This window comes from Pseudomonas sp. WC2, assembly GCF_050586545.1.
Classification (GTDB): domain Bacteria; phylum Pseudomonadota; class Gammaproteobacteria; order Pseudomonadales; family Pseudomonadaceae; genus Aquipseudomonas.
On the sequence record NZ_JBOBDR010000014.1, the window covers coordinates 140,536 to 158,153 of the forward strand.

The 17,618-nt window shown below is 60.3% G+C and carries 14 protein-coding genes; all 14 read right to left on the reverse strand.

Translation table 11 applies throughout. The features are described 5' to 3' along the window. Window positions 1-143: 143 nt before the first annotated feature. Window positions 144-1,160: a class I SAM-dependent rRNA methyltransferase gene (locus ACQ4OE_RS18510; protein ID WP_430947484.1), complete on the reverse strand. Its 1,017-nt coding sequence runs from the start codon at window positions 1,158-1,160 to the stop codon at window positions 144-146. A gap of 103 nt (window positions 1,161-1,263) precedes the next feature. Then, complete coding sequence (locus ACQ4OE_RS18515) at window positions 1,264-2,133, reverse strand: oxygenase MpaB family protein (protein ID WP_430947485.1); 870 nt, start codon at window positions 2,131-2,133, stop codon at window positions 1,264-1,266. A gap of 51 nt (window positions 2,134-2,184) precedes the next feature. Further along, entirely contained in the window at window positions 2,185-4,122 is a 1,938-nt protein-coding gene (gene acs, locus ACQ4OE_RS18520; protein ID WP_430947486.1) for an acetate--CoA ligase, read from the reverse strand. A 134-nt stretch (window positions 4,123-4,256) separates the two neighbouring features. Continuing rightward, complete coding sequence (gene pgi, locus ACQ4OE_RS18525; protein WP_122592814.1) at window positions 4,257-5,921, reverse strand: glucose-6-phosphate isomerase; 1,665 nt, start codon at window positions 5,919-5,921, stop codon at window positions 4,257-4,259. Between the two features lie 229 nt (window positions 5,922-6,150). Further along, window positions 6,151-6,531, reverse strand: coding sequence for an aspartate 1-decarboxylase (gene panD, locus ACQ4OE_RS18530; RefSeq protein ID WP_122592815.1), 381 nt, complete (start codon window positions 6,529-6,531; stop codon window positions 6,151-6,153). Window positions 6,532-6,740: 209 nt separating this feature from the next. Further along, window positions 6,741-7,601: a pantoate--beta-alanine ligase gene (panC, locus tag ACQ4OE_RS18535; RefSeq protein WP_430947487.1), complete on the reverse strand. Its 861-nt coding sequence runs from the start codon at window positions 7,599-7,601 to the stop codon at window positions 6,741-6,743. After that, window positions 7,598-8,398 carry a 3-methyl-2-oxobutanoate hydroxymethyltransferase gene (gene panB / locus ACQ4OE_RS18540; RefSeq protein ID WP_127929806.1) on the reverse strand — a complete coding sequence of 267 codons (801 nt, stop codon included), beginning with the start codon at window positions 8,396-8,398 and terminating at the stop codon, window positions 7,598-7,600. The genes panC and panB overlap by 4 nt, the downstream gene beginning before the upstream one ends. A 396-nt stretch (window positions 8,399-8,794) precedes the next feature. Continuing rightward, window positions 8,795-9,280 (reverse strand): 2-amino-4-hydroxy-6-hydroxymethyldihydropteridine diphosphokinase, encoded by a 486-nt coding sequence (folK, locus tag ACQ4OE_RS18545; protein WP_430947488.1) that lies wholly within the window; start codon window positions 9,278-9,280, stop codon window positions 8,795-8,797. Window positions 9,281-9,284: 4 nt separating this feature from the next. Further along, window positions 9,285-10,688 (reverse strand): polynucleotide adenylyltransferase PcnB, encoded by a 1,404-nt coding sequence (locus tag ACQ4OE_RS18550; RefSeq protein ID WP_038369032.1) that lies wholly within the window; start codon window positions 10,686-10,688, stop codon window positions 9,285-9,287. A gap of 735 nt (window positions 10,689-11,423) precedes the next feature. Then, on the reverse strand, window positions 11,424-12,860 hold the full coding sequence (locus ACQ4OE_RS18555; protein WP_122595402.1) for a sigma-54-dependent transcriptional regulator: 1,437 nt from the start codon (window positions 12,858-12,860) through the stop codon (window positions 11,424-11,426). A gap of 22 nt (window positions 12,861-12,882) precedes the next feature. Further along, on the reverse strand, window positions 12,883-15,837 hold the full coding sequence (locus ACQ4OE_RS18560; protein ID WP_163005348.1) for a sensor histidine kinase: 2,955 nt from the start codon (window positions 15,835-15,837) through the stop codon (window positions 12,883-12,885). Continuing rightward, window positions 15,821-15,997, reverse strand: coding sequence for a hypothetical protein (locus ACQ4OE_RS18565; protein ID WP_003176118.1), 177 nt, complete (start codon window positions 15,995-15,997; stop codon window positions 15,821-15,823). Before ACQ4OE_RS18565 ends, ACQ4OE_RS18560 begins: the two co-directional genes overlap by 17 nt. 77 nt (window positions 15,998-16,074) lie before the next feature. Further along, complete coding sequence (gene gluQRS, locus ACQ4OE_RS18570) at window positions 16,075-16,971, reverse strand: tRNA glutamyl-Q(34) synthetase GluQRS (RefSeq protein WP_430947489.1); 897 nt, start codon at window positions 16,969-16,971, stop codon at window positions 16,075-16,077. Window positions 16,972-17,174: 203 nt separating this feature from the next. Beyond that, complete coding sequence (gene dksA, locus ACQ4OE_RS18575) at window positions 17,175-17,618, reverse strand: RNA polymerase-binding protein DksA (RefSeq protein ID WP_053123888.1); 444 nt, start codon at window positions 17,616-17,618, stop codon at window positions 17,175-17,177.

Here is a 17,618-nt window from a genome sequence, read left to right on the forward strand (position 1 = left end):
GATTGCTCAGATTCTTCTGTAGGAACTCATTACAGGTGGGAGCGAGCCTGCTCGCGAAGGCGTCATATCAGTCGCTTTATTTGTTGCCTGATACACCGCTTTCGCGAGCAGGCTCGCTCCCACATGGGAAAGTTGTCAGCGGATCAGAGCTGCAGGATCAGGGTTTTCAGTGGCGGTTGCTGGTCGAGGGACGGAAAGTCAGCCCCCGGGGTCATTACGCTCCACTCGCGCACTGGTCGGCCAGCCTTTTCGGCGCAACGCAGCACTTGCTCGCGCCAATCGTCCATGCTGACTTTCGCCAGGTTGTTGCAGCAGATCAGCACGCCGTTGTCGGCGGTGGTCAGCAGGGCTGGCTTGAGCAGGCTTTGATAGTCGCGCAGCAAGTCGACGGTGCCGAACGCGCTCTTGGCCCAGGCCGGCGGATCGAGCAACACCAGATCGTATTGACGCTGTTCCAGACGCTGGTAGCTCGGCAGTTTCTGCCCGCGGCGCTGGCTGATCGGCAAGCCGGCGAGTTGGCGGATCGCCGGGAAGTAGTCGGACTGGATGAATTGCATCTCGGGCAATTGCGGGTTGAGCAGACCGTTTTCGCGACCGACCGCCAGATTGCCTTCAGCGAAATCCAGATTGCACACTTCGCTGGCGCCACCGGCAGCGGCACTGAGGCCAACGCCGCAGGTGTAGGCGAACAGGTTGAGCACGGATTTGCCCTTGGCGTGGTCCTTGACCCAGCCACGGGTGTTACGCAGGTCGAGGAACAGCAGCGGATCTTGCCCGGCATGACGCCCGCGTACGCAGTACTTAAGGCCCCATTCGTGGCCAACCAGATCGGCCAGCGCCGCCTCGTCGGCTTTGTAGACGTTGTCTTCGCGGTCGATCCGCGAGTTGCCACGGGAGCGATCGTTGTAGACCAACAGCAATTCCAGACCCAGCGTCTGACTGACCATCGCGTGCAATTGCAGCAGGTCATCACGTTCAAGCGTCTGGTGAAAGCTCTGCACCAGCAGTTGCGGGCCGTAGCGGTCGATGGTCAGACCACCGGCGCCTTCCTGGCTGCCATGGAACAGGCGATAGCAATCGGTGCCCTGGCTGTGCAGCTCAGCGAGCAAGTCCTGACGTTGATCGAGGGCGGCGCGCAGCGCCTGATTCAAGGAAGACATGCGGGCGCCTTGCTGGAGAGAATTGGGGCGCGGGAGTTTAGCAGTTACTGAGCTGCAAGCTCCAAGCTTCAAGCTTCAAGCTCCAAACTTGCAGCTCTGAGCGTCAGCTCAGCCCCATCCTGCGTTTCGCTCGTTGCACCGAGCCATTGCGCATCGCCCAACGCAGCATCGGTGCGCTGCGTCGAACGCTGGCGCGAACCAACTGGCGTTGTAGCGAACTCTGCCGCACCTCAAGCATGTCGCTGGCCCAGTCCGGCAGCAGATCAATCCCTGCCTTCATCATCAGATCACCAAACGGCCGCGCCAAAACACTCGGCGCTGGCGCGGCCAGCAACAAGCGCAAGACTTCACGGCTGCGTCCATCACACAACAACTGCGGCTGCATGCGTTGCAGGTAGTCAGCCACGGCCTGCCGCGATTTCGGTACGGCTCGCGCGCCCAAGCGCTCGGCGACCACGGCAATTTCCGCGTAGTAACGATCCTGATCCGCCCCCGACAACTGCGGATTGCGATACCGCAAATGCGCGGCGAGGAAGTTGCTGACTTCGGCCACATGCACCCATGTCAGTAAGTCCGGATCGCTGGCGGCGTAAGGCCGGCCATCCGGCGCGGTGCCGACCACTTGCAGGTGAATGGTGCGGACTTTCTCGATCAGCCAATCGGCATCCCGCCGCGAACCGAAGGTAGTGCCGGAAACAAACTGACTGGTGCGCCGCAAGCGCCCGAGCATGTCCTGACGAAAATTCGAATGATCCCAGACCCCGGCCAGCGCCAGTGGATGCAGCGCTTGCAACAACAGTGCGCTGATGCCGCCGATCAACATGCTGCTGAAGTCGCCGTGCACTTGCCAACTGACCGAATCAGGGCCGAACAGGCCGGGATCGCCCTTAGGGTTTTCCAGGTCGAGCTGACCGAGGGACAACCCGGTCAGGCTCATGAGTTGCTGTTCGATACGGCTGCGGATGAATTCCATGACCACTCAATGAAGGAGGGCGGGCGCGGCCGATTGACCGCGCCCGGGATGTTACTGATTGAGGCGCTTGTCGATCAGGCCTTGCACCACACTCGGGTCGGCCAGGGTCGAGGTGTCGCCGAGGCTGTCGAGTTCGTTGCAAGCGATCTTGCGCAGGATGCGGCGCATGATCTTGCCTGAGCGGGTTTTCGGCAAGGCTGGCGCCCACTGGATCAGGTCCGGTTTGGCGAAGCTGCCGATTTCCTTGCTGACGTGGGCCAGCAGTTCCTTCTTCAGTTCGTCATTCGGTTCCGCGCCGTTCATGGGCGTGACGAAGGCATAGATGCCCTGACCTTTGACGTCGTGCGGGTAACCAACCACGGCGGCCTCGGCGATGCTGTCGTGCAGGACCAAAGCACTCTCCACTTCAGCGGTGCCGATGCGGTGGCCGGAAACGTTGATCACGTCGTCGATGCGCCCGGTGATCCAATAATCGCCGTCCTCGTCGCGCCGCGCGCCGTCACCGGTGAAGTAGTAACCGGGGTAGGGTTTGAAATAGGTGTCGACCATCCGTTGCGGGTCGCCATAGACGCTGCGGATCTGCGCCGGCCAACTGGATTTGATCGCCAGCACGCCGCTGCCGGCGCCTTGGATTTCCTTGCCTTGTTCATCAAGTAACACCGGTTGCACGCCGAACATCGGCTGTGTCGCGCAACCCGGTTTGATCCGTTGTGCGCTGACCAACGGGCTGAGCATGATGCCGCCGGTTTCGGTCTGCCACCAGGTATCAACGATAGGGCAGCGCTGTTCTCCTACGATGTTGAAATACCATTCCCACGCCTCTGGATTGATCGGCTCACCGACGCTGCCGAGTAATCTGAGGCTGGCGCGCGAGGTTTCCTGCAACGGTTCGGCGCCTTCACGCATCAACGCACGCAGGGCGGTGGGGGCGGTGTAGAAGATGTTGACCTTGTGTTTATCGATGACTTGCCAGAAACGCGAACTGCTCGGGTAGCTCGGCACGCCTTCGAACATCAGTGTGGTCGCGCCGTTGGCCAACGGGCCGTAGACGATGTAGCTGTGGCCGGTGACCCAGCCGACGTCGGCGGTACACCAGAACACTTCGCCATCGCGGTAATCGAGCACGTATTTGAAGGTCATCGCCGCTTGCAGCAAGTAGCCACCGGTGGTGTGCAGCACGCCTTTGGGTTTGCCGGTGCTGCCGGAGGTGTAAAGGATGAACAGCGGGTCTTCGGCGTCCATCGGCTCCGGTGGGCAATCGTCGCTGACGTCGCGCACGGCTTGGTGATACCAGAGGTCGCGGCCCTCGACCCAGTCGACGTTGCCTTGGCTGCGTTCGACCACCACGACGGTGCTGACATCCGGGCAACTTTGCAGGGCTTTGTCGACATTCTGTTTCAGCGGCACGAACTTGCCGCCGCGCACACCTTCGTCGGCGGTGATCACGGTGCGGCAGTCGGCATCGAGAATGCGGTCACGCAGGGAGTCCGGGGAGAAACCGCCAAACACCACCGAATGGACCGCGCCGATCCGCGTGCAAGCGAGCATGGCGTACGCGGCTTCGGGGATCATCGGCATGTAGATGCACACCCGGTCGCCTTTCTTCACGCCACGGCTTTTCAGCACGTTGGCCAAGCGGCAGACATGGTGGTGGAGTTTTTGGTAGGTGATTTGCGCGGACTCGGCAGGGTCGTCGCCTTCCCAGAGCAGGGCGATTTGTGCGCCGCGCTTTTCCAGGTGACGGTCGATGCAGTTGTAGCTGACGTTCAGTTTGCCCCCGGCAAACCAAGCGGCCTCACCGGTTTTCAGGTCATAGCGCTGAACGGTCTGCCACGGCGTGCTCCAGTCGAGGAAACGCGTGGCCTGTTCGGCCCAGAAGGTGTCGGGGTGTTCAATGGATTCGCGGTACAGGCGCCGATAGTCATCCTGACTCAATTGCGCAGCCCGGCGGACGGCATCGGCTTTGGGGAACGTGCTGATATCGAACATGACGGTTCCTTATTCTTGTGGTGCGACAGGAATAAAGATGCGCCGAGCGATGCCGAGGTTCAAGTCATGTGTAAAACAACTGCTCCCACATTGGATATGGGTTGCCCACTGGAATTGTGGGCAACCCATTCACATCACCCGCGGTGACGACCGCGGAAGTAGTTGATCAGGCCTTGGGTGGAAGGGTCATCGGCAACGGTTTCATCGCTGCCCACCAGACGGTTGTAAACGCCTTTACCCAATTCCTTGCCCAGTTCCACGCCCCACTGGTCGAAGGCGTTGATGCCCCAGACCACGCTCTGCACGAACACTTTGTGTTCATACATCGCCACCAGCGCGCCGAGACGACGCGGGCTGATGCGTTCGACCACCAGGGTGTTGCTCGGACGGTTGCCCGGGATCACCTTGTGCGGCGCGAGTTTGTGCACCTGCTCTTCGCTCATGCCTTTGTCGCGCAGCTCCTGCTCGGCTTCCGGCAGGGTCTTGCCGAGCATCAGCGCCTGGCTCTGCGACAGGCAGTTGGCGTACAGCCACTGATGGTGGTCGGAGACCGGGTTGAAGCTGACGATCGGCACAATGAAGTCGGCCGGGATCAGTTGCGAACCTTGGTGCAGCAACTGGTGGTAAGCGTGCTGACCGTTGCAGCCGACGCCGCCCCAGATCACCGGGCCGGTATCGGTCGACACCGGAGTGCCGTCCTGACGCACGCTCTTGCCGTTGGATTCCATGTCCAGTTGTTGCAAGTGCTTGGTGATGTTACGCAGGTAGTGGTCGTACGGCAGGATCGCGTGGCTTTGCGCGCCCCAGAAGTTGCCGTACCAGACGCCGAGCAGCGCCAGCAGCACCGGCATGTTCTGTTCGAACGGCGCGGTCTGGAAATGCTGGTCCATGGTGTAGGCACCGGACAGCAGTTCCTTGAAGTTGGACATGCCGATGGCCAGCGCGATTGGCAAACCGATGGCCGACCACAGCGAGTAACGACCGCCGACCCAGTCCCACATCGGGAAGATGTTTTCTTCGCGGATACCGAACGCCACGGCCGCGGCATTGTTGCTCGATACGGCGATGAAGTGACGATACAGCTCTGCTTCCGAACCACCCTGCGCCAAGTACCAGGCTCGGGCGGCTTGAGCGTTCTTCAGGGTTTCGAGGGTGTTGAACGATTTCGACGAAACGATGAACAGCGTGGTTTCGGCGCGCAGCTTTTGCGTCAGCTCGTGGAACTCGCTGCCGTCGATGTTCGCCAGATAGTGGCAACGCACGCCTTTCTGCGCGTAGGACAGCAGCGCTTCGGAAACCAGCTCAGGGCCGAGGAACGAGCCACCGATGCCGATGTTGACCACGTCGGTGATCGGCTTCTCGGTGTAACCGCGCCACAGACCGTCGTGGATACGGCCGACCAGATCAGTGATCTGGTTCAACACTTTGTGGACTTCCGGCATCACGTTGACGCCGTTGACCGACAGCTTGTCGCCGACCGGACGGCGCAGGGCGGTATGCAGCGCCGGGCGGCCTTCGGAAGCGTTGACGATTTCGCCGTCGAACAGCGCTTTGATCGCGCCTTTCAGATCGACTTCATTGGCCAGACCCACCAGCAAGTTGCGGGTCTCGGCGTTGATCAAATTCTTCGAATAATCGAGAAACAGTCCGCAGCTGCTGAGGGTGAACTGATTGAAGCGCTGCGGATCGGCGTTGAAGGCTTCGCGCATGCTGAAATCCTGCATGGCTTGGCGGTGATCTTTCAACGCTTGCCAGGCGGGCAGAGCGGTAACGTCGTGAGGAGTGCGGTAGTACGCCATCGCTGCGGTTTTCCTTTTTACTTGAACGGCCTTTTGAACACGGAACAGCCACGGCACGCCATGTTTGGGCGTGGGGCCAGCTGCGTCGACACGATTTCTGGACACAGGGCGAATACAGTAAACCTCGCGCTGCGTTCTGTCTTGACTTTGTCTGACCAGATCCCTGTACTTTTTTAACATCGCGACGGGGATTTGGCCGACAAACGGAGGGGGTGAGGCAGTTTCGGGTTCAGGCGAGCTGAACCGGGATGGCGTTGCTGGTGTGGCTCAGCTCATTGCCCGGTGCCATGTAGAGCATGCGCGGCTTGAAGTTTTCCAGTTCGGCTTCGCTGTAGTGGGCGTAGGCGCAAATGATCACGCGGTCGCCGACCTTGGCCTTGTGCGCGGCGGCGCCGTTGACCGAGATCATCCGCGAGCCTTCCTCACCACGGATGGCATAAGTGGTGAAGCGCTCGCCGTTGTCGACGTTATAAATCTGGATCTGCTCGTATTCCCGGATGCCGGACAAGTCCAGCCACTCGCCATCGATGGCGCACGAACCTTCGTAATCGAGCACTGCATGAGTGACTTCGGCGCGGTGCAGTTTGGCCTTGAGCATGATCGCGTGCATGTGGGTTTTCCCGGGTTGGAATCGAACGGCGGGCAGTGTGCCCGAAGGCTTTTAAGGCGGCAATACAGCTGAAATGCGATCTTTCATACGCCCCAAACCACTGTGGGAGCGAGCCTGCTCGCGAAAGCGGTGTGTCAGTCAACATTTGTGCTGAATGACACACCGCTTCCGCGAGCAGGCTCGCTCCCACAGTTGGTATTGCGGTGTTTTTAAGCGGGGGTGTCCAGATTCAGGTGCAGGTTGTCGATCAACCGCGTGGTGCCCAGGAACGCGGCCACCAGAATCACCAGATCACGGTCTTGCACCGTCGCCGGACGCAAGGTCAGGGCGTGGCGGATTTCCAGGTAATCCGGCCGCAGGCCCGCCGCTTCCAGCTGCTGCAACTGGTCGCTGATCAGCGCCGGGAAATCGCGTTCGCCTTGCTTGATCGACTCGGCAATGTTGCTCAGGCTGCGATAAACCACCGGTGCCACGGCGCGTTGCTCTTCGCTGAGGAAGCCATTGCGCGATGACAGCGCCAGGCCATCGGCCGCGCGAACGGTTGGCTCGCCGATGATCTGGATCGGCATGTTCAGGTCATGCACCAACGCGCGGATCACTGCCAGTTGCTGGTAATCCTTCTGGCCGAAAATCGCCAGATCCGGCTGGACCATGTTGAACAGCTTGCTCACCACCGTCGCCACGCCTTCAAAGTGCCCCGGACGGCTGGCGCCGCACAGGCCTTCGGAGAGTTGCGGCACGCTGACCCGGGTCTGCCCGGCCATGCCGTCGGGGTACATTTCCTCGACCGTTGGCGCGAACAGCAGGGAGCAGCCGGCTTCGAGGAGTTTTTCCTGATCCGCCGCCAAGGTGCGCGGGTACTTGTCGAGGTCTTCGCCGGCGCCGAACTGCAGCGGGTTGACGAAAATGCTCGCGACCACGAAATCCACACGTTGCGTGGCTTTGGTGATCAGCGCGACGTGGCCGCTGTGCAGGTTGCCCATGGTCGGCACGAAGCCGATGCGCTTGCCTTCGTTGCGGGCGCGGGCGACAGCGGCGCGCAGTTCGCGCACGGTTTTTACGGTGTTCATGCAGAGAATCCGTGTTCGATGCCAGGGAACGTGGTGGCTTTGACTTCGTTGACGTAAGCCTTCAGCGCGGACTGAATGCTGTCCTGACCGTGCATGAAGTTCTTCACGAACTTCGGCACACGGCCAGTAATCGACAGGCCGAGCATGTCGTGCAGCACCAGAACCTGGCCGTCGGTGGCGTTGCCGGCACCGATACCAATCACCGGAATCTTCACGGCCTGGCTGATTTCAGCGGCCAGCTCACTCGGCACGCATTCCAGCAGCAGCATGGCCGCACCAGCCTGTTCCAGTGAGATCGCATCGGCACGCATCTGCCGCGCCTGGTTCTCGTTGCGGCCCTGCACTTTATAGCCGCCGAGAATGTTCACCGCTTGCGGGGTCAGGCCCATGTGTGCGCAAACCGGCACACCGCGCTCGGCGAGCAGACGAATCGACTCTGCCAGCCACAGCTGACCTTCAACCTTGATCATGTGCGCACCGGCCTGCATCAGCATGGCGCTGTTGGTCATGGTTTGTTCGAGGGTGGCGTTGGCCATGAACGGCAGGTCGGCGAGGATCAGCGCGTCAGTGTTGCCGCGTTTGACGCACGCGGTGTGGTAGGCCATTTCTGCGGTGGTCACCGGCAACGTGCTGTCGTGACCTTGCAGGACCATGCCGAGGGAGTCGCCCACCAGCAGCACTTCGACACCGGCCTCATTGCAGGCGTGGGCGAAGGTCGCGTCATAGCAGGTCAGCATGGTGATCTTTTCACCTTTCTGCTTGAGGCTCTGGAGCGTGGTCAGGGTAATGGCTGGCATGTAAAAAATCCTCGTTCAGGCGCTCTGGAAACTACTGCGAGTAACGCGCGTGATTCGTCATCTACTCAGGCGCACGCTCTTTTGTCGTGCTTATAAGGCCTGGATTGCGCCCGTATGTGCCGGTTGGCGGCAGCGGGACGCCTATAGTCGTGATGAGCCAACAGGAAGTCAATTGCGTGTGTTACCGCATTGTTACGAGGGGAGTGTTACCGGCGTTACTGATGCGATTCAGCGGTGCGGCGGGGCTGATTCGGCGGTTTTTTGTCCGACAAAATCCCGGGTGTGGAATAAACCAATGTGGGAGCGAGCTTGCTCGCGAAAGCGGTGGATCAGCCAACACAGCGTTGAATGACACACCGCTTTCGCGAGCAGGCTCGCTCCCACAGGGGATTGCAATCAATCTGTCGCGACGCGTTCCAGGCCGACGAACGGGCAGGCTGCCAGCAAGTCGGGGAGGGTCCGACCGTCGGCCAGACGCAGATCTTGCGGCGCCAATTCGGCAAGGGGATAGAGTACGAACGCGCGTTCCTGAATCTGGTAATGCGGGACTTTCAGGCGTGGCTCGTCGATCAGTCGATCGCCGAACAGCAGAATATCCAGATCCAGCGTGCGCGGGCCCCAACGCTCGAGGCGTTCGCGACCTTGGTCATTCTCGATGGCTTGCAATGCATCGAGCAGTTCCAGTGGGGCGAGCGAGCAGTCGAGCGCCGCCACCGCGTTGGTGTAGCGCGGTTGGCCGGGCAACAGGGAGTCGCTTTGGTAGAAGGCGGAAACGCCCACGAGTGTGGTCTGCGGCAATTGCCCCAGCGCCTCGACGGCGCTGCGCAATTGTTCGGCCGGGTCAGCGAGGTTGCTGCCCATGCCGATGTAGATGCGTTCCATGCCGTTACTCGCCGGTCGAAGCGCTCGGGGCGCCGGCGCGTTTGCGCTTGGAACCACTGCTGCGGCGACGTTTGCGTGGCGCGCCGCTGGCGTCATCACCCTTGCCGCTGAGGTCGCGGATCATGTCGCGGCGTTCGCTGTCGTTGGCGTCCTGATAGTCAGTCCACCATTCGCCGAGGCCATCGGTCTCTTCGCCGGCGCTTTCGCGCAGCAGCAAGAAGTCGTAACCGGCGCGGAAACGCGGGTTGTCGAGCAACAGGTCGGCGCGTTTGCCGCTGCGACGTGGCAGGCGTTCCTGCATGTCCCAGATCTCGCGGATCGGCATGGTGAAGCGCTTTGGAATCGCAATGCGCTGGCACTGTTCGGCGATCAGTTCGTGGGCGCCTTCCTGCATCGCCGGTATCGGCGGCATGCCACGTTCCTGCAAGCGCAACACGCGGGCCGGCAGGGCCGGCCACAACAAAGCGGCGAACAGGAACGCCGGGGTCACCGGTTTGTTCTGCTTGATGCGCAGGTCAGTGTTGGTCAGCGCTTCGCTGATCAGCGTGTGGGTGTATTCCGGGTTGTGTTCCAGTGCATCGGCACTGGCCGGGAACAGCGGGGCGAACAGTTGCAGGTCGACCAGCATTTCGAAAGTGATCGCGCCGTGTCCCGAGAGGAACAGCTTGAGCACTTCTTCGAACAGCCGCGCTGACGGGATCTCGCGCAGCATCGGCGCCAGTTCACGGATCGGCTGCACGGTGTGCTTCTCGATGCCGAAGTTGAGCTTGGCGGCGAAACGCACGGCGCGCAGCATGCGCACCGGGTCTTCCTGATAGCGTTGCTTCGGATCGCCGATCAAACGGATCAGGTGATTGCGGATGTCGTGTACGCCGTTGGCGTAATCGAGGATGCGCTCGCTGACCGGATCGTAATACAGGGCGTTGATGGTGAAGTCGCGGCGTTGCGCGTCTTCTTCCAGGGTGCCGTAAACGTTGTCGCGCAGAATCCGCCCGCTCTCGTTACGCGAAGACTGATTGCTGTCTTCGTCGTCTTCGTTGACCGGGTGATTGGCGCGGAAGGTCGCGACTTCGATGATTTCACGACCGAAATGGATGTGCACCAGTTTGAAGCGACGGCCGATGATCCGCGCATTGCGGAATTCGGCACGGACCTGCTCAGGCGTGGCGCTGGTGGCGACGTCGAAATCCTTGGGCGTGATGCCCAGCAGCATGTCACGCACGCAACCGCCGACCAGATAAGCCTGGTAACCGGCACCTTGCAGGCGTTCGACGATATTCACCGCATAGCGGCTGAACTGCGTTTTCTGCAGCGAATGTTGACCGCTGTTGAGCACTTCAGGGGTGCTGCGGATGTGTTGCGTACGACGCACGGGAGTTCGGAATGACTGGAACAACTTCTTCAGCATGGGATGCACTGTTTGAAGGAATGTTCGGCCATACCAAAGAATGACCGCATGATGGGCGCAGATTCTAGCATTTAGTCGGGGGATGGTGTAGGACACGGCCGATTTGAGCTGCAAGCCGCAGGCTACAGGCATCGCGCACGATAAAAATAGGGGATTTTGCAGCGGAGGAGAAACTACAAGGGGAGCCGAAGCTCCCCAAGAAGTAGTTGCGTGCTCTTTTTATTATTGATTCGGGCTTCTTGTTTTTGTTGAGTGCCCTCGCCACGAAGCTTTTCCTTCGTGGCCCTCCCAATCGGGAGCCAAGAGCAAACGGATTGCTTTGGTCGCTGAATTGCAGTGATCTCTCGATCCAACCAGTACAGGCTCTGTCTTAGGACAGTTTTTGTTGTTCTCGGCCTGGTCGTGGGGCAAGCCCCAAATACAACGCCTCTCCAAAAGAATCAGTTAGCTGCGCCTCTCGCCGTCTTGTTTTTATTGTGCGTGAGTCGATTCGTCTTATTTTTATTGTCTTGTGCATTGCTTGTTATTGTTCTTGTACCAAACATATAGCAGGGGCCGTGCCAACTTTAGCGAAGCCCAGTAAAACAAAGGGTTAGGTCGATATAACCGTTTTGTCGAGGCGAAAAAAAGCCGGGGGTTTCGTTACCGATAACCCCGGCTTCTGTTACGTGAATCGACTGCGGTAACAGTTTTTTCACATCTTCAACCGTTACCCGCACACTCGACAGGTAACGTTCAGCTCTCGCTGGCGACGCCGGTCTTGCGCCGTGGAATGCCCAAACGCTGACGACGCTCCCACAGGCATTTACGGCTGACGCCCAGTTTGCGCGCCAGTTCGGTCTCGGTCATATGGTCCTGATGCTCGAGGACGAAATGCTGGAAGTAGTCTTCCAGCGACAAGTCTTCGGTCGGCTCATGGCTGCTGTTGCTGGCGTTACCGCCCGTTTGCGGCGGCAGGCCGATGAACTCGTCGTCTTCCAGATCGCTCAGCTCGATGTCGATGCCCAGCAGATCGGCAGAGATTTCCGGGCTTTCGCTCAGAATCACCGCGCGCTCGACTGCGTTCTCCAGCTCACGCACGTTACCTGGCCAGGAATAATGACGAATGGCCTGTTCGGCATCCGCAGCAAATTTGAGGTCGGTACGATTGATGCGCGCGCTTTGGCGAGCCAGGAAGGCAGTGGCGATTTCGTTGACGTCGGCGCCGCGCTCGCGCAGGGCCGGCAGTTTCAACGCGATCACGTGCAGACGGTAATAAAGGTCTTCACGGAACTGGCCGATTTTCGCCAGGCTTTTCAGGTCCCGGTGCGTGGCCGCGATCAGGCGCACATCGACTTTCTGCGACTGCACGGAACCGACACGGCGAATTTCACCTTCCTGCAACACACGCAGCAGGCGAGCCTGAGCTTCCAGCGGCAGTTCGCCGATTTCGTCGAGGAACAACGTGCCGCCGTCCGCCGCTTCCACCAGACCGGCACGCCCGGCGCTGGCGCCAGTGAACGCGCCTTTCTCGTGGCCGAACAGTTCGGACTCGATCAGGCTTTCCGGAATGGCCGCGCAGTTCACCGAAATCATCGGCGCCTTGGCGCGTTTCGACAGGTTGTGCAGGGCGCGGGCCACCAGTTCTTTACCGGTGCCGGACTCGCCCTGGATCAACACGTTGGAATCGGTCGGCGCGACTTTGCGGATCTTGCTGTACAGATCCTGCATTGGCGGGCAGGAACCGATGATGCCGATCTCGCCGTTGCTGTTGTCGACGGCGGATTTGCCGCTGCCGTTGGTCGCTTTCACGGCAACGGGCTCGCCGGCAGCAGGGGCTGACTGACGATCACGCAGGATCCGCGCGACAGCCTGAAGCATTTCATCGTGGTCGAACGGCTTGGCGATGTAGTCGACCGCGCCCATCTTCATCGAGTCGACCGCCGAGCGCAGGCTGGCGTAACTGGTCATGATCAGCACAGGCGTGCCCTGGCCGAGCTTGATCAGCTCGGTTCCTGGCGCGCCCGGCAAACGCAGATCGCTGACGATCAGATCGAACGTAGGAATGGTGAAGCGTTCTTGTGCTTCCTGCACTGAACCGGCTTCGCTGACCTGGTACTGGTTGCGTTCCAGCAGGCGGCGCAAGGCGGAGCGGATAATTGTTTCGTCTTCGACGATCAAAATGTGCGGCATTGATTCGATACTCTCGACGGTCTCAGTTCACAGCGGACGTCGCTTCGACATGACGCGGTAAGGTCACCCGGATACGGGTGCCGCGTTGGCTTTGTACATCAGCCGGGCTGTCGATGGTGATTTGTCCATAATGCTCTTCAACGATGGAATAGACCAGTGCAAGGCCCAGACCGGTGCCTTCGCCAGGATCCTTGGTGGTGAAGAAGGGTTCGAACAATCTATCCATGATGTTCTTCGGAATCCCGCTGCCTTCGTCCTCGACGATCAGGTCGACCGTGTGTTCGCCGGCTTCGCTCTTGACCCGTACCGCACTGTGCGGCGGCGAGGCGTCGCGGGCGTTGGAGAGCAGATTGATCAGTACTTGGGCGAGTCGCTGCGGATCACCTTCGACCCAGTGATCCGGATCGCACAGGTTGTAGAACTGCACTTCGAAATTGCGTCGGTTCAGCGCCAATAGTCCGATCGCGTCCTGGGCCACTTCCGCCAGACAAACGGGCTCGTCGCTGTGCTGATGGCTGCCGGCGTGGGCAAAACTCATCAAGGACTGGACGATGCGCGATATGCGTTTGGTTTGCTCGAGAATCTGCCCGCTGATTTCCGTCAGCTCGTCGTCTTCTTCGCGCTCCTCGCGCAGGTTTTGCGCCAGACAGGCGATGCCGGTGACCGGGTTGCCGATCTCGTGGGCCACGCCCGCCGCTAGACGTCCGATGCTGGCCAGACGCTCGGAGTGCACCAGTTTGTCTTCGAGCATTTGCGTTTCGGTCAAATCCTCGACCAGCAACACCAAGCCACTGTTACCCGGTGCAAGCGGTTCATCGATGGCCGCTTTGTGCAGGTTCAGCCAGCGGGTCTGGCCGTCGAGGGCCAGATGCTGTTTGTGCAAGTGCTCGTCGGGTAGGTTGATAAAACCCTGAAGCAATTCTTTCCACGGATTGGCGATGGTGCTCAGTCGCGAGCCGACCACACGCTGGGCGGCGATACCGGTCAGCTCTTCCATGGCCTTGTTCCACATCAGGATCTCTTGATCCTTGGCCAGCGAGCAGACGCCCATCGGCAGCTCTTGCAGGGTCTGACGGTGGTAGCGGCGCAGGGCGTCGAGCTCGGCGGCCAAACCGGTGAGCCGCGAGTGGTAATCCTCGAGGCGGCTTTCGATGAAGTGGATGTCTTCGGTCACATAGTTTTCACCGCCGGCCTTGTACGGCAGGAAGGTCTCGACCATGTCCTGCGCGACGCTCGGGCCCATCAGGCCGGAGAGGTTGGCTTCGATGCGGTCACGCAACCGGCGCAAGGCATACGGGCGGCGTTCGTCGAAGGGTAGATAAAGATCACGCAGCGCCTGCTCGACTTCTTTCTGCGCAGCCTTGGCGCCCAGCGGTTTCGCCAGTTGTGTGGCGAATTCCTGTGGCGAGGCGGCGTGCAGTTCGCGCCGTTGCGGGCGTCGCACGTTATCCACAGCGCAAGCTTCGGCGGCACTGGCCTCTTCCGGGCTGGCGTTGGTGAACAGTGAGATCAGGGTGAACATCAATACGTTGGCGGCGAGCGAGGCGATGGCCGCCATGTGCCAACTGGTGTCGTCGAGCACGTAAATCATGTTCAGCAGCGGAATGTAGAAGCCCTGCAGATTGCCGACCAGCGGCAACAGCATGGTGACTACCCAGACCAGAATCCCCGCCAACAGACCGGCGATAAAGCCACGGCGGTTGGCGGTCGGCCAATACAGCACGGACAACACGCCGGGCAGGAATTGCAGTGTGGCAACGAAAGCGACGATGCCGAGGTTGGCCAGATCCTGCTCCGCGCCGAGCATCAGGTAGAAGCCGAAACCGGCCATGATGATCGCGACGATCAGCGCGCGCCGCGTCCACTTCAGCCAGCGGTAGATATTGCCTTCGGCCGGAGGCTGATAGAGCGGCAGCACCAGATGGTTCAGCGCCATGCCCGACAGCGCGAGCGTGGTGACGATGATCAGTCCACTGGCCGCCGATAAACCGCCAACATAGGCGAGTAACGCCAGTGGTTTGCTGTTGGCAGCGATACCGATGCCGAGGGTGAAATATTCCGGGTTGGTCGTGGCGCCGAGTTTCAGGCCGGCCCATAAGATCAGCGGCACCGCGAGGCTCATCAACAACAGAAACAGCGGCAAACCCCAGCTCGCACTGACCAGCGAGCGCGGATTGAGGTTCTCGGTAAACGTCATGTGATACATGTGCGGCATCACGATCGCCGAGGCGAAGAACACCAGCAGCAGCGTGCGCCACGGGCCTTCCTGCAACGGCGTGTGCAGGGCGGCGAGGGCAGTCTGGTTTTGCAGCAGCCACAGCTCAAGTTGTTGCGGGCCGTCGAATACGCCGTACAGCGCATACAAGCCAACCCCGCCGAGGGCGACCAGTTTGATCACCGACTCAAAGGCAATCGCGAACACCAGTCCTTCGTGTTTCTCTCGGGTGGCGATGTGCCGAGAACCGAAGAAAATCGTGAACAGAATGATCAGTGCACAGAACGCCAGCGCCACGCGGCTCTGCACGGGTTCGCCGGTAAGGATGCCGATGGAGTCGGCCACCGCCTGAATCTGCAGGGCCAGCAACGGCAACACGCCAATCAGCATGAAGATCGTGGTCAGCGCGCCGGCCCAGGTGCTGCGAAAGCGAAACGCGAACAGGTCGGCCAGCGACGACAGTTGATAGGTGCGGGTGATCTTCAAGATCGGATAGAGCAACACCGGCGCCAGCAGAAATGCGCCGGACACGCCGAGGTAACTGGAGAGAAAGCCGTAGCCGTACTGATACGCCAAGCCGACCGTGCCGTAGAACGCCCACGCACTGGCGTAAACCCCCAGCGACAGGGTGTAGGTCAGCGGGTGGCGAATGATCGCGCGCGGGATCATGCCCCGTTCGCTGACCCAGGCAACGCCGAACAGCGCCGCCAGGTACGCGGCGCTGATCAGGATCATCTGGGTCAGGCTAAAGCTCATCGGCATCTTTTTGGCTCTGCAGGATGAAGGTCACGACAATCAGGATCAGCCAGAGCAGATAGGGGCGATACCAGGCGCCCGTAGCGTCGATCCACCAATCCATGATGGCGGGGGAAAACAGGTAGATCCCCACGACTAAAAGCAGGACCAAGCGATAGATGTACATCCCGGCCTCTCTTTTTTATGCGCGTGCCCGAAAACGTGCGGCGATGGTAACGGATGGGCGCACGACTGCAAGTGTCGTCATAGCAGTTGCGCTTCGGGCAGGGTCAGTGTGCGCGGGATCTTCGTCGCATCCCAGTTTGCACTGCCCCAATTGAGCAATTCTTGCGGCGAGGCGTGGGCCAGTTCGGCGCCAGGGTTTTGCCCCAATGCACGCAGGGCTCGCAGCAGCAACGGCGTGGCTTGATCGGCCTCCAGCGGCGGCGAGCGATAGGACTTGCCGAGCTTGTTGCCGTCGGGTTGGGTGATCAGCGGCAGGTGCAGATAGCGCGGCTGACGCAGGCCGAGCAGTTCTTGCAGATACAACTGACGTGGTGTCGAGTCGAGCAGGTCAGCACCGCGGACGATGTCGGTGATGCCCTGCCAGGCATCGTCGAGCACCACGGCTAATTGATAAGCGTAGAGGCCGTCACGGCGGCGGATCACGAAGTCGCCGACGTCACGGCCCAGATGCTGGCGGTATTCGCCTTGGACGCGGTCAGTGAAGTGGTATTCGAGTTCCGGCACGCGCAGGCGGATCGCGGCGTCCTGCTGGTCGTGGCCGGCATTGCGGCACAGACCCGGATAAATGCCGTTGTATGCTTCGAGCTGTTTGCGCGAGCAGGTGCAGGCGTAGGCCAGACCGTGGTTGAACAAGCTGTTGAGGACTTCAGCGTAAGCAGCGTGCCGGTCGCTCTGGCGCACCATGTCACCGTCCCATTCGAAACCGTAGCTTTCCAGCGCCTTGAGGATTGCAGCCTGAGCACCGGGCTCTTCGCGCGGCGGATCGAGATCTTCCATGCGCACCAGCCAGCGACCGCCGACTGAACGGGCGTCGAGGTAGGAGGCGAGGGCGGCGACCAGCGAACCAAAGTGCAAGTGGCCACTGGGGGTTGGGGCGAAGCGGCCGATGTAGGCGGGGGATTTCTTGGCAGTCATGGAAACGAAACTACTTTTCAGGCTATACGCCGGTCAACCTGTGGGAGCGAGCCTGCTCGCAAAAGCGTACTGTCAGACGATTGAATGCTGAATGACACACCGCTTTCGCGAGCAGGCTCGCTCCCACAAGAGCAAAAGGCAAAGGCAAAAGACAGAAACAAAAACGGAGCGTTCGCACGCTCCGTTTTTCGTTCAGGTCGAAATTACTTGCCGACCTGCTTTTCCTTGATTTCAGCCAGGGTCTTGCAGTCGACACACATGTCGGCTGTAGGGCGTGCTTCAAGGCGCTTCACGCCGATTTCGACGCCGCACGAATCACACCAGCCGTACTCTTCGTCTTCGATCAGTTGCAGCGTCTTGTCGATTTTCTTGATCAGCTTGCGTTCGCGGTCGCGGGCGCGCAGCTCAAGAGCGAACTCTTCTTCCTGGCTGGCACGGTCGGCCGGATCCGGGAAATTGGCAGCTTCGTCCTTCATGTGGTCAACAGTGCGGTCGACTTCCTGCATCAACTCCTGTTTCCACTTGTTCAGAACCTTGGTGAAGTGCGCGCGCATCGGGGCGCCCATGTACTCCTCACCTTTCGCCGGAACGTAAGGTTCGAAACCGCTGATCGTCGTTTGCTGCTGTTGCTTTGCTTGGGTGGGCAT

Coding starts and splice junctions, on each gene's coding strand:
- ACQ4OE_RS18510 (WP_430947484.1), bottom strand. CDS start 1,160: ATGTCTTCCTTGAATCAGGCGCTGCGCGCCGCCCTCGATCAACGTCAG.
- ACQ4OE_RS18515 (WP_430947485.1), bottom strand. CDS start 2,133: ATGGAATTCATCCGCAGCCGTATCGAACAGCAACTCATGAGCCTGACC.
- acs (WP_430947486.1), bottom strand. CDS start 4,122: ATGTTCGATATCAGCACGTTCCCCAAAGCCGATGCCGTCCGCCGGGCT.
- pgi (WP_122592814.1), bottom strand. CDS start 5,921: ATGGCGTACTACCGCACTCCTCACGACGTTACCGCTCTGCCCGCCTGG.
- panD (WP_122592815.1), bottom strand. CDS start 6,531: ATGCACGCGATCATGCTCAAGGCCAAACTGCACCGCGCCGAAGTCACT.
- panC (WP_430947487.1), bottom strand. CDS start 7,601: ATGAACACCGTAAAAACCGTGCGCGAACTGCGCGCCGCTGTCGCCCGC.
- panB (WP_127929806.1), bottom strand. CDS start 8,398: ATGCCAGCCATTACCCTGACCACGCTCCAGAGCCTCAAGCAGAAAGGT.
- folK (WP_430947488.1), bottom strand. CDS start 9,280: ATGGAACGCATCTACATCGGCATGGGCAGCAACCTCGCTGACCCGGCC.
- ACQ4OE_RS18550 (WP_038369032.1), bottom strand. CDS start 10,688: ATGCTGAAGAAGTTGTTCCAGTCATTCCGAACTCCCGTGCGTCGTACG.
- ACQ4OE_RS18555 (WP_122595402.1), bottom strand. CDS start 12,860: ATGCCGCACATTTTGATCGTCGAAGACGAAACAATTATCCGCTCCGCC.
- ACQ4OE_RS18560 (WP_163005348.1), bottom strand. CDS start 15,837: ATGCCGATGAGCTTTAGCCTGACCCAGATGATCCTGATCAGCGCCGCG.
- ACQ4OE_RS18565 (WP_003176118.1), bottom strand. CDS start 15,997: ATGTACATCTATCGCTTGGTCCTGCTTTTAGTCGTGGGGATCTACCTG.
- gluQRS (WP_430947489.1), bottom strand. CDS start 16,971: ATGACTGCCAAGAAATCCCCCGCCTACATCGGCCGCTTCGCCCCAACC.
- dksA (WP_053123888.1), bottom strand. CDS start 17,618: ATGCCCACCCAAGCAAAGCAACAGCAGCAAACGACGATCAGCGGTTTC.